Source organism: Pseudomonas arcuscaelestis, assembly GCF_016881005.1.
Taxonomy (GTDB): domain Bacteria; phylum Pseudomonadota; class Gammaproteobacteria; order Pseudomonadales; family Pseudomonadaceae; genus Aquipseudomonas; species Aquipseudomonas arcuscaelestis.
This window is the reverse complement of the sequence record NZ_JACOPV010000004.1, coordinates 247686-260451: the sequence shown is the minus strand read 5'-3', so window position 1 is coordinate 260451 and position 12766 is coordinate 247686. Positions and strand designations below refer to the sequence as shown.

Here is a 12766-nt window from a genome sequence, read left to right as displayed (position 1 = left end):
GCTTTGTCCCCCTTTGAGGGTGCAGAGCTCTCAGTGTAGGCAACGTTTGCTGCTCAAAAACTAACCAGGGTCAATAGATGCGTTGTTGGCGATAACGCTCGTCGGACTTCTGTTTTGCTGTTGCCGCTGATGCAGCCGTTTATCTCCGACAAGCGTTATTTCGGCTCGCTCTACCAGTACGCCGGTCTGGAACCAGACCCAGGACCAGTAATGCTTAGCCCGCCGCAGACAAGGCCATGTCGCGACGGCGCCCGTAAAGTCGACCGAGGCTTATCGCCCAGTTCAGCAGCGCTACCAGCAGCAGGCTGATCATCATTGCTTCGGTGCCGTTGCTGACGATCAAGTTACCGGCCAACCAAGGGTAGCCGAACACCCCAAGAAAGTAGGCAAGGCTGAACAACAGCAAGGCTTGTGGGGTGAGACCGGCCGGGGCCTGGTTCGCCGCCAGGCCATTGATCACCGAGTAGTTCAGGCCGTATCCGACGCCCAACAGCGCTGCGGCCAGCAGGTAGCCAAGGTTGTCCTGCACACCCCAGCCCAAGGCCAGCACCGCCACAACGATGAACCCGCACAGCAGGCACGAGGCTTGATAGGCGTCACGCTTTACCACCCACCCTGCGATCAACAACCGGCAACTGATTGCCGCGCTCATGAAGCCAATGAAGAACAACGAGTAATCCAGGCCGCGTACCGCCGCATAGGACGTCTGGAAGCTGCCCAGGCCACCGAAGATTGCGCCGCCCAAACCCACCATGACAATCGGCCAACGCGCCTTCGAGCCCAGCACCTCGATGGACGCACGCCGGCTGATGCTGACACGGCTGGAAGCCGGACGCTGCAGGCGCGCCAGGTAGGTGAAAATCAGCAGGCCGACCAGCGCTGCCAGGGCAGCGGTGTAGAACGCGGTCTGTACCGGCAGGCCGAACACACTGGCCAGCTTGCCGACCAAAGGCCCGGAACCGATACCGCTCATCATGCTGCCCGAGAGCAAGGCAAAGCTGTGGGTACGGCGCTGCGCCTCGACGCGTTCGCTGACCAGGATGGGCCCGAGGGTATAGAACGCGCCCCAGCCAAGGCCCAGAACAAGGCCACAGAGCATCAGGCCCATGCCGGTGCCAGGCACCAGGGCAAAGTCCAGGCAGGCCACCACCAGGCAGCACGCTGACAGTGCAATAGCCCGCGCAGACCCAAGACGGTCAGCCAGATGACCGCTGCCCAGCACTGCAACCACGGTACTGAGCATGGCCAGCGAAATGATTTGGCCAGCGTCCTGCTCATTACCGCCACGGGTGCTGACCAGCAACGACAACAAAAACGTCGAGCCATACGACAGCGACAGCAGATAGCTGGCCAGGCACAGCAGGCCAAAGCCCTGGGCGGTGGGTTGAATGCGAGGTGCGGTCATCGCTTGAAATCACTCGGAAACATCTGGAGTGATCTTGTAGCACGGGCGCTGCGCCTGGCAGTTATGCAACTAGCGGAGTTGGGTTCAGCTATCTGCGAACTAACCTGGCTCAGGTCAAGCACGCCGGGAATAAAAGTCTTTTACTGATTTCACGGGTTTTCCGCTTGAGCGCTTGCCCTATCCTTGGAAGGATCTCTCATATCAGTGGAAGATTCATGAAAGCTTCGCTTCCCAGCCGCTATGCCTGTTTGGTCGGCTGTTTGCTGTTTACCTGTATCAGCCTGCCGTTTCTTTCCAACCATGTGTGGCTGTGGCCCTTCACCCTGATCTGTGCGCTGCTCAGCCTGGTTGGCCTCAATGACCTGCGACAAAGCCATCACGCAGTGCGACGCAACTACCCGATTCTCGGCAATATCCGTTACCTGATCGAAACCATTCGCCCGGAAATTCGCCAGTACCTGCTCGAGGGCGATGACGACAAGCTGCCGTTCTCCCGCGCCCAGCGCTCGCTGGTGTACGCACGGGCCAAGAATGAAAGCGCCGAGAAGGCCTTCGGCACGCTCATCGATGTGTACCGCCCCGGCTTTGAGTTCATCAGCCATTCGATGCTGCCTGCAGACACCCCCGACCCCGCTTCGTTTCGCATCGCCATCGGCGGCCCGCAGTGCCGTCAGCCGTACTCGGCGTCAATTTTCAATATCTCGGCAATGAGCTTCGGTGCGCTGAGTGCCAACGCTATTGCCGCGCTCAATCAAGGCGCCAAGAAGGGGCGTTTTGCCCATGACACTGGCGAAGGCAGTATCAGCCCGTATCACCGCGAACACGGTGGTGATCTGATCTGGGAAATTGGCAGTGGCTATTTTGGCTGCCGCACTTCGGCCGGGCGCTTCGACCCTGAGCGTTTCGCCAAACAGGCGCGTGACCCGCAAGTGAAGATGATCGAAATCAAGCTGAGCCAAGGCGCCAAGCCTGGGCATGGCGGGATTCTGCCAGGGCATAAAGTGAGCAGCGAGATTGCGGCCACCCGTGGAGTGACGGTGGGTGAAGACTGCATCTCGCCCGCCGCCCACAGCGCCTTTCGCACTCCAATGGAACTGCTGCAGTTCATTGCCCAATTGCGCGAGTTGTCTGGCGGTAAGCCGGTGGGTTTCAAATTTTGCCTGGGCCACCCGTGGGAGTTCATGGGCATTGCCAAGGCCATGCTGGTGACCGGTATTGTTCCGGACTTTATCGTTGTCGACGGCAAGGAAGGCGGTACGGGCGCCGCACCTCGCGAGTTCAGCGACAACATTGGTGTGCCGATGCGGGAAGGGCTGATGTTTGTCCACAACACCCTGGTGGGCTTGAACCTGCGCGACAAGGTACGCATTGGCGCAGGCGGCAAGATTGTCAGTGCTTTCGACATCGCAAGCGTGCTGGCAATCGGTGCGGACTGGGTCAACTCGGCGCGTGGCTTTATGTTCGCGATTGGCTGCATTCAGTCGCAAAGCTGCCATACCAACAAGTGTCCTACCGGCGTCGCTACTCAAGACCCGCTTCGTCAGCGCGCCCTGGTGGTGCCGGACAAAGCCGAGCGGGTTTACAGCTTTCACCGCAATACCCTGCATGCCCTGGCTGAAATGCTTGCGGCAGCAGGCCTGGACCATCCCTCACAGCTCAAGCCCAAGCATCTGGTACGGCGCATCAGTGCCAGCGAGATCCAGCTGTTTTCCCAGCTGCATGTGTTCCTCAAGCCCGGCGAGTTGCTCAGTGGCTCGATCGAAAGTGAGTTCTATGCACGGATGTGGCGAATGGCGCGCAGCGACAGCTTCGAGCCGGAGACAGGCGAAGTATCGCCAATCAAGCCTGCGGTGCGTCGCAAAGAAAGCATGCCGGCCTAGGGAACTGCTGCGCAGTCCTTCGCGGATCAATCCGCTCCCAGCGCTTTCGGTGAGTGTGGCGCCTGAATGAACAACCCCGGCCTAGGCCGGGGTTGGTGGAGACGCAAGCAGCAATTACAGGATGCTGATTGGGTACTCTACGAACACGCGGACTTCGTTGCCGTCGTCGTTGAGTTCAGCTTCACGCATGCTGTCGGAAGTACGCAGGAACGAGCTACGCAGCTTGATCGACAGATCTTTGGCTGGACCTTCCTGAACCACGTACTTGAACTGGTTGAAGATTTCGCGCTCTGTACCTTCACCGAAGCCGCGGGTGTTGATGTTATCACCACGCACGTAGGCTACACGGTAGGTCAGACCCGGTACGCCGAAGGCGCCGAAGTCCAGGTCGTAGGCAACCTGCCACGAACGCTCGTCTTCGTTGTTGAAGTCGGACCAGTAGGAGTTGGCCAGGTAGATGGTCGAACCACCGTCACCGATACCACCAGCGTTCTGGTAGAAACCGTAGTTGTAGCCGGTGTCACCGGTGCTGCGCTGGTGCGCCAGGGTCAGCGCGTGCGGACCGAAGGCGTAAGTGGCTGCCAGGCTCCAGATGGTGTTGTCGCGACGGTCGTCAGTGGCGAAATCGCGATCCAGCTTGGTCTTGTAGCCGTTGAAGTCCAGGGTCAGGGACTGATCGTCTGCCAGCGGCTGAACGAAGTTGACGCCCAGGTACTGCTTCTTCAATACGTCTTCTACGTCGGAACCGTACAGGGAAGCGGACAGGTTCTCGGTGAACTTGTAGCTACCGCCGAATACGTTGATCGACTTCAGACCACCGCTGTCACGGCCTTCAGCACTTTTACGTGCTTCCTGGGTGAAGCGACCGGCATTCAGCTCCAGGCCCTTGATTTCCTTCGAGGTGATCAGGGTACCGGTGTAGCTCTCTGGCAGCAGGCGGCCATCGTCGTACTGCAGCACTGGCAGTTCCGGCATTTGGTCGCCGTACTTCAGTACGGTGTTGGAAACGCGGAATTTGACCGCAGCGCCACCACGAGCAAGGTTGTGTGGGGAGTTTTGCGGGCCGTCGCCTTCAGCCGGTTTGAAGAAGTCGATACCGGCGCCGCCGTTGCGACCCTTGCCGCCGTCCAGACGCACAGCGTACAGACCGAAAGCGTCTACACCGACACCCACGGTACCTTGGGTGTAGCCGGAAGAGAACTTACCGATGAAAGCCTGACCCCATTCACTCTGGTCGTCGTCGCCATGCTTTTTGTCGCGGTTGATGAAGGCGTTGCGCAGCAGAACACTGGCGCTGCTGTCTTCGATGAAGCCCTTAGCTGCGGCCTGGTCATTGGCCGATGCCTGAGTCGCGGCCATAAGCCCCAGCGCGATCAAGCTGATCCTGGTTTTCAACATTTTATTCTTTTCCTTATTTCTTAGTCGGATACGCGCTGAGACCTACGCCAAAAACCACGCCCCCTGCGTGGGTTGACGCTCGCGGGTCAGAAAATAAAAAACCCGCTTGCGAGTGATCGCAACGGGCCTTTTATTCTGGACTCTTGGTCTATGGGCCTTCAGGCGTTGACCGAATCGTATCCGTGTGCGGATCGGCATGTCAAAATTTCGTGAAACTACCCCGAGTATCGACGCAATTCGTCGCGCTGCGAGGGCCTGAAGTCCCGAATAAGCGACGCAATTATGGAGTCAGCTCAAGGCCTTACTCAAGAAACAATTTGAAATACAAATACTTACAACCGATTAAGAAACAATTAACACAAGCAAATAGCACGCATTATCATTCGCGCAAAATTTCAACCCCTCTTTTTGTCTAATACCTTCAAGCCCTGCGGATGTCCTTAATGCCTGCCCCCTGCCGTCTGGCACCCTTGACCTTGGGTGTCTCCCTGTTTCTCACTTCCGGATTTGCACTGGCCGCCAGCACCACCCTCCCTGAGTTATCGGTTACCGCTGAAAGCGACCGCGAGCGCGATGATCCGCGGGTCAAGGAGGTCAGCACGGCTACGCGTACTTCCACCCCGGCCCGCTATGTTCCCCAGGCCATCGATTCGGTGAAGACCAGCAATGTACTGGACTACGGCACCAATGATCTGGGCAAGGCACTTGGCGGTATACCCAACGTCAGCAACGGTGCCGACACGCGTTTCGACAGCGTGCGCATTCGCGGCTTCGACGCCAGCAACGACTTCTACCTCGACGGTATTCGCGACGACAGCCAGTACGTGCGCGACCTGCACAACATCGAGCGTATCGAGGTGCTCAAGGGCCCTGCCGCCGTGCTTTACGGGCGAGGCAGCCAAGGCGGCATCGTCAACCGCGTAAGCAAGATGCCCGAAGCCGGTCGTCGCTCGTCCATCGAAGCCCAGGGTGGCAGCGAAGACTTGCGCAGTTTGTATGCCGACCTCAGCGCAGACCCATCGGACAACATCAGCCTGCGCCTGAACATGGGCAACCAGGACAACAACAGTTTCCGCCATGGCATCGACGGCAGCCGCCAACTGTTCGCGCCATCCATGAACTGGCAACTGACCCCAGACCTCAACTGGCTGGTGCAGTACGAGTACAGCCGCTACAACCGCACACCTGATCGCGGTATTCCAAGCGTCAATGGTCGCCCGGCCGATGTCAGCCGCAGCACCACCTATGGCGACACCCACCGCGACTTCATCGATGACAAGGCGCAGTCGCTGCGTTCGCGCCTTAACTACCAGCTCAGCGAGAACTGGCAGGTGCGCCATACCCTGGGCCTGTTCAAGCTCAACAGCGACTTCGACAACACCTACCAGACGGGCTACAACGCCAAAACCAACGAGGTTAACCGCCAGCGCTGGCAGCAAGACTTGAACACACGCAACCTGTTCAACACCGTTGAGCTGGAAGGCAACGTCGAGACCTTCGGTTTGCAGCACACCTTGTTGACCGGTATCGAAGTCGGCAACCAGCGCCGCGATCCACTGCTCTACAAGGCGGCCGGTAAAGTGCCGGGCGTAGACCTCGACAACCCCGACCGGAACTTGCAGTACAACGGTCAAATGGTGCTGTCGAGCAACAACCACACCGTGGTCGACAGCCGTGGCCTGTACATCCAGGACCAACTGCGCCTGAACGATCAGTGGCAAGTGCTCGCCGGTGTGCGTTTCGATCAGTTCGAAGTAGAGACCACCAACAAGATCAAGAACCTTTCCGAGAACCAGGACAGCAATAGCACCAGCCCACGGGTGGGCGTGGTCTATTCCCCCTGGAAGGAGCACTCCTTCTACGCCTCGTGGAGCAAAACCTTCTCGCCGGTGGGCGGCGGTTTGATCGGCATTACCCCAGGCGCTGCCGGCAACACCAACGAAACCAGCCCGGAAGAAACGCGGCAGAAAGAAGTCGGGGTTAAAAGCGACTGGCTCGACGAACGCCTGAGCACCACCTTGGCGATTTACGAACTTGAGCTCTACAACCGTCGCACCAGCGACCCGAACATCCCGGACGTTACCTTGCTCACCGGCTTGCAGCGCTCGCGCGGTGTAGAGCTGACGGCTACCGGCAACATCGTTGGCAACTGGTATGTTCGCGGCGGTATCGGCATTCAGGATGCCACCATCGTCAAGGACGAAAATGGTCAGGAAGGCAACCGCGTGAGTAACGTCGCCAAGCGCAATGGCAGCCTGTTCCTGACCTGGAAGCCGGAAATGGGCTGGTACGGCGAAACCGGCCTGACCCTGGTGGGTGAGCGCTTTGCCGACAACCAGAACACCGCGGTGTTGCCAGGTTACGGGCGATGGGACGCCTTGGCCGGGTTCCGCACCAAGGATTGGGACGTGCGCGCGGCATTGAACAACATCGCCGACAAAACCTACTACAGCTCAGCTACCAGCGCCGCGCAGATCCAGTTCGGTGATCCGCGCAGCCTGGTGGTTACTGGCACTTATAGTTTCTAAGAGCAGCGCGGGGTAAGCCCGCGCCGATCGTTTTGTTGGTCAGTTGCCCAGCAGGGCTTCGAGCTCTGCTTCGGTGATCAGGCCGGTTGGGTAACGCGCCAACAACGTACGACGGTGATCGGACTTCCTGCCCCGGATTCTTCCATTTTGTTTCAACCATTGAGCCACTCGCTGCAGCGACTCATGATTCATTGCTGATGAGGGCGAAGCCGGCTCACTTACTGCATTCATTTCGACACGTACTCCCTGGGCCGTGAGCGGCTAACCTACGCAAACTTTGTGACAGAACAGGGTTGCTCTATCTGTTTGAAATACAATGCAAAACAAATACAAGAGGTGTGCCAGCGCACGCACCGATTGTCGAACAAGCATAAAAAAACCCGTCCAAGGACGGGTTCTTTTATAAGCGATGCTTCAACCTTTCGAAGGTGCCGGCTGCTGCTGGGTCAGGCAGTGGATGTTGCCTCCGCCCAACAGCATTTCGCGCCCGGGGATCATCACGATTTCATGATCAGGGAAGACGCGAGCAAGGATCGCTCTAGCCTCGGCATCTGCCGGGTCGTCGAAGCTCGGCGCAATGATGCCGCCGTTGACGATCAGGAAGTTGACGTAGGAGCCCGCCAGGCGAACCGAAGGGTTGCGTTCCTGGCTACCCGCCACCGGATCAACGCCCGCACACTCTTCTTCAGTGGCAAACAGTGGGCCCGGAATCGGCATTTTGTGCACGGTAAAGGCACGCCCCTTGGCATCGCGGCTGTTCTGCAGCACCTCAAGTGCGGCGTGGCAGCGCGCGTAGTTGGGGTCTTGCGGATCATCTGTCCAGGCCAGTAACACTTCGCCAGGACGCACGTAACAACAGAAGTTGTCGACGTGACCGTCGGTTTCATCGTTGTACAGGCCATCTGGCAGCCAGATGATGGTGTCCACCGCCAGGTGGTCACGCAGCACCGCTTCGATCTGCTCACGATTGAGGTGCGGGTTGCGGTTGTGGTTGAGCAGGCACTCTTCGGTGGTGATCAAGGTGCCTTCACCATCAACGTGGATCGAGCCGCCTTCCAGCACAAAGCCTTCGGTGTGATAGCGCTGGCAGCGTTCCATTTCCAGAACCTTGCTGGCCACTTGCTCATCACGGTTCCACGGCGCGTACAGGCCGCCTTCGAAACCACCCCAGGCATTGAAGCCCCAGTCAACGCCACGCACTTCGCCACTGTGATTGATAACGAAAGTCGGGCCGGTGTCCCGGACCCACGCATCGTCGTTGCTGATTTCAACCACACGGATGTTGGGTGCATCCAGGCGCGCGCGCGCGTTGTCGTATTGAGCGGCCGAAACGGCAACGGTTACCGGCTGGAAACGGGCGATGGCCTGGGCCAGCGTCACGTGTGCCGCCTGTACCGGTTTGCCGCCCAGGCGCCAGTTGTCCGGGCGCTCGGGCCACACCATCCATACCTGGGTTTGCGGCGCCCATTCAGCGGGCATGTAGAAGCCATCGGCGCGTGGGGTGCTGGTCAGGGTCTTCATGAGTAAACCTTTGCAGTGTTCGCCGCAGCCACCAGGGCCTGCGGCGAGGTCATTGAATGATCAGGATTCCAGCGCGCCATCGAGGGTTTTCACCGGGCCGTACAGATTCGGACGGCGGTCACGGAAAGTGCCCCAGGCGCTGCGGATGTGCTCCAGTTTGTCCAGGTCGAAAGTATGCACCAGCACGCCCTCTTCGGTCTCGTTGAGCGCTTCGACTTTCTCGCCAAACTGGTTGGCGATGAACGACGAGCCGTAGAAGGTGATGTCGTAGCCGTCCTGTTCTTCATTGCCGATGCGGTTGCTGGCAATCAGCGGCATCAGGTTGGCACCGGCATGGCCTTGCTGCACACGCTGCCAATGGTCACGCGAGGAAATGCTCTTGTCGTGCGGTTCACTACCAATTGCGGTCGGGTAGAACAGCACTTCAGCGCCCAACAACGCCATGCTGCGAGCGCACTCCGGGAACCACTGGTCCCAGCAGATGCCAACGCCGATCTTGGCGTAGCGCGTCTGCCAGACCTTGAAGCCGGTATCGCCCGGGTTGAAGTAGTACTTCTCGTGATAGCCAGGGCCATCCGGGATGTGCGTCTTGCGGTACACGCCCAAGTTACTGCCGTCGGCGTCGATGATCGCGATGCTGTTGAAACGTGCGCGTCCAGCCAATTCGAAAAAGCTGATCGGCAGTACCACCTGCAGTTCCTTGGCCAGTGCCTGGAAGTGTTCGATGGCGGCGTTGGTTTCCACCGGCGTTGCCAGTTGCAGGTAGTCCGGGTTCGGCTTCTGGCAGAAGTACGGGGTTTCGAACAATTCCTGGATGAGGATGATCTGCGCGCCTTTGGCGGCGGCTTCGCGGACCAGCTTTTCAGCGGTAGCCAGGTTGTTCTGGCGATCCCAGGAGCACGCCATCTGGGTGGCGGCGACGGTAACGGTGCGGCTCATGAAAACCTCTCGGAGGATAACTGGGCCGACTGAGCATGCAGGCGACCGATGACTGTGTACAGGAATGATGGATAACTTTATATCCGATAAATATCGGCTTTAGAAGCCATAAAGCGAAAATTACAGGCATAAAAAAGCCGCTTAAACCGATAACAATCGGCTTAAGCGGCTTTTATTGGCGTGCTAGAGCGCTTCCGACAGTACCCTGTCGATGCTATCGACAAAGAAGTCCACGCTCTGGCGCGTGGTGCACATCGGCGGTTTGATCTTGAGAATGTTCAAGTAGTCGCCCGTCGGCTGCATGAATATCCCCAGGTCGCGCAGGCGGTTGCACAAGGTGGTGGTTTCCTCTGTGGCCGGTTCCAGGGTGGTGCGGTCACGCACCAGCTCCAGGCCCAGGTAAAAGCCTGAACCATGGACTGCACCCGCTAACGGATGTTTATCGACCAACCCTTGCAAACGCGCCTTGAAGTGCCGGCCAACGTCACGGGCGTTATCCCACAGGCCTTCTTCATCCATCACATCAAGTACGGCAATGCCGATCCGGCAACTGACAGGGCTGCCACCGGCAGACGAGAAGAAGTAGCCCTGCGCTTCCAGCGCTTCGGCAATTTCTCGACGGGTGATCACCACGCCCAATGGTTGGCCGTTGCCCATGCCCTTGGCCATGGTGATGATGTCCGGCACCACACCCTGTTGCTCAAAGCCCCAGAAATATTCGCCAAGTCGACCGTAGCCAACCTGTACTTCATCGGCAATGCACACCCCTCCGGCCGCACGGACTTTGGCATAGGCCTGCTCCAGGTAACCCGCAGGCAACGAAATACCCCCCGCATTGCCATAAACCGGCTCGCAGATAAAACCGGCCAATTGGCGCTGCGCAGCCGCTACCGCCTCAAGTTTTGCATCAACATCGCGCAGATAGTCAGCGCTGCTGTCCTCACCGCGATACGCGCCGCGGTAGGTGTTCGGGGCGATCACCGGGTGCACCCATTCAGGACGCGTACTCAACGCCAAAGGGTTGTCAGCGATGGACGTCGAAATCGCATCGGTGGCCACCGACCAGCCGTGATAAGCCTCCAGCACACTGAGCATGTCGCGCCCACCGCTGTAGGCCCACGCCAGGCGAATCGCCAGATCATTGGCCTCGGTGCCGCTGTTGACCAGAAATACCCGGTCCATCGAGTCTGGCGCCAGCGCCAGCAAGCGCTCGGAGAACTCGGCGATGGCGGCGTAATGAAAGCGTGAGTTGGTGTTCACCAGCGACCACTGACGCGCGGCCTCGCTGGCCATGCGCGGGTGACCGTGGCCGAGTACGGCAACGTTGTTGAGCATGTCCAGGTAGGAGCGTCCCTGCATGTCGATCAGGTAATTGCGCCAGCCACGTTCGATATGCGGTGGTTGCTCGTAGTAATGCTTTTGCGAGCGGGCAAAGCTGGCATCGCGCCGCGCCAGCAATTGCTGCGCATCCACCAGCGGCTCAGCCTCGCATGCAAAGCCCAGCAACGCCTGAGGGGACGGGCACAAGGCTTTCCAAGCCGCCGCTCGCGACGGCTCGACGAATGGCGGTGGGCACAGGCCCGGCACGCGGCACAGCTGAATACTCAAGAGCCCGTCACTGCGACCCAGGTGTTGCCCTTGGCTGATTTGTGCTCCGGTTTCAGGTGCATCGACCAGCCCCCGCAACCACAGGCTGCATTGCTCACCTTGCAGGCAGCCCTGGCCATCGTCGGTCGCCAGCCACACCCCCGCCCACGGCGCCTGTACTTCATTCACCGGAGCCTGCAACTCAACGTGCAACGCGAAAGTGCGGGGTTCCTGCGGGTTGTCGATATGGGTTTGCGAAAGGCGGTATTGGCCGTGAAGCGAACAGGCGGCCCCATTTGCACCCGCCTGCTCACGCAGCAATTGCTGGTCGAAGCCCGGTTGTTCCCAGTTACCTGCCTGAAAGTGACTGCTCAACACGCCCAGGTCCACCGCGGTGACACTACTGCCTTGCAAGCCGGGCAGCAGCTCACCACTCGCGCTCAGCTCCAGGTCCGGCAGATCGCCACCGGCTACCTGCGCAATGGCAGCCTCCATCAGCTCGAATGGCACGCTGGTAGCAACCTCGAATATTTCCCACTCGTGACTGAGGTTGTCGCGAATATAAGCATTGTCCGGGTCGACACTCAGTTGCTGCTCGCTGCTGAGCACCAACACGCCAGCGCGCGCGACCACCATTGGCCAAAGGGCCTTGAGCTCGGCGTCGGTCAGCGGGTTTAGCGCATGGTAGGCCTGGACGGCAGGCAGAATGCGCAGCGGATCACCCTCGGCGTGGTGCAGCAGGGCCGCACAGGTTACCGACAGATCGGCAATCCGCCAGGTGTGCACCAGGTCGCCGAAATCGATAACCCCTTGCAGTTGCCACTGACGCTGCTCGTCACGTTGCCACACAGCGTTGTCATCGGTGATATCGAGGTGTACCGCCTGCATGGGCAATTGTCCGGTCAGCGGCTGCAGGCGTTTTTGCGCCTTGTCCGTGGCCTCCAACAATTGCGCTTTGCGGGCGCCCTCGGTGAGTACCGGCGACAGGTGCGCGATCAGCTCAATGGCGTGCCGTGGATCCCATTGCAGTGTACGTTCGAGCCCAGGATGGGTGAAATCCGCCAAGGCCTGGTCGATACGTGCGCAAAGCTCGCCAAGCTCGGCGATCAACTGCGCCGGCATGAATTTAAGACGGGTGAGTGACTGACCTTCTATGTAGTCGAGCAAACGCACGCGCAGTGCCTGACCGGCCTGATCGAGCGTCAATAACTGCGCACCGCTCTTTGCTGGCATGACGGCCGGCACTGGCAGGCCGCGCTCATGCAGATAGCTCAGGGCCGCGTGCTGGGCCTCAAGCTCAACAACGGTATAATCGCCGTGGCAGATTTTCAGCACATAGCGCCCTTGGGGGCTATCGACACGAAAGTTCAGGTCTTGCTGGCTGCCCAGAGGGTGTAATGAGCCACTCAGCCCATAGTGTTCCTGCAACAGTTGTAGCGCTTGTTGCTCGCTGACATCGGGACAAGGCTGGCTAGCGCGGTGGAGCAAGGTACTGAGCGGCATGTTGG

8 protein-coding genes are annotated in these 12766 nt (G+C 59.2%); 2 read left to right on the top strand and 6 right to left on the bottom strand.

The window, feature by feature from the left end; all coding sequences use genetic code 11:
* Positions 1-214: 214 nt before the first annotated feature.
* Positions 215-1405: an MFS transporter gene (locus H8F21_RS07525; RefSeq protein WP_203584185.1), complete on the bottom strand. Its 1191-nt coding sequence runs from the start codon at positions 1403-1405 to the stop codon at positions 215-217.
* 215 nt (positions 1406-1620) lie between these two features.
* Between H8F21_RS07525 and H8F21_RS07520 the strand changes: the two genes are divergently transcribed.
* The gene (locus H8F21_RS07520; RefSeq protein WP_203482610.1) at positions 1621-3285 is read left to right on the top strand and encodes an FMN-binding glutamate synthase family protein; all 1665 of its coding nucleotides are present in this window, start codon (positions 1621-1623) and stop codon (positions 3283-3285) included.
* A gap of 114 nt (positions 3286-3399) precedes the next feature.
* On the opposite strand, the gene H8F21_RS07515 is transcribed toward H8F21_RS07520, so the two are convergent.
* Positions 3400-4683: an OprD family porin gene (locus H8F21_RS07515; RefSeq protein WP_203482612.1), complete on the bottom strand. Its 1284-nt coding sequence runs from the start codon at positions 4681-4683 to the stop codon at positions 3400-3402.
* A 443-nt stretch (positions 4684-5126) separates the two neighbouring features.
* Here H8F21_RS07515 and H8F21_RS07510 point away from each other — a divergent pair, with 443 nt between their 5' ends.
* Entirely contained in the window at positions 5127-7211 is a 2085-nt protein-coding gene (locus H8F21_RS07510) for a TonB-dependent receptor (protein WP_203482614.1), read from the top strand.
* Positions 7212-7250: 39 nt separating this feature from the next.
* Here the strand turns inward: H8F21_RS07510 and H8F21_RS07505 are convergent, their stop codons facing one another.
* From H8F21_RS07505 to H8F21_RS07490, 4 genes are all read right to left on the bottom strand, one after another.
* A complete protein-coding gene (locus H8F21_RS07505; RefSeq protein WP_203482617.1) occupies positions 7251-7442 on the bottom strand; it encodes a hypothetical protein in 192 nt (63 codons plus the stop codon).
* A 183-nt stretch (positions 7443-7625) separates the two neighbouring features.
* Entirely contained in the window at positions 7626-8732 is a 1107-nt protein-coding gene (gene aguA / locus H8F21_RS07500) for an agmatine deiminase (RefSeq protein ID WP_203584184.1), read from the bottom strand.
* Positions 8733-8792: 60 nt separating this feature from the next.
* Complete coding sequence (gene aguB / locus H8F21_RS07495; protein ID WP_203482618.1) at positions 8793-9671, bottom strand: N-carbamoylputrescine amidase; 879 nt, start codon at positions 9669-9671, stop codon at positions 8793-8795.
* A gap of 183 nt (positions 9672-9854) precedes the next feature.
* Entirely contained in the window at positions 9855-12761 is a 2907-nt protein-coding gene (locus tag H8F21_RS07490; RefSeq protein WP_203482619.1) for an aminotransferase, read from the bottom strand.
* Positions 12762-12766 lie beyond the last annotated feature (5 nt).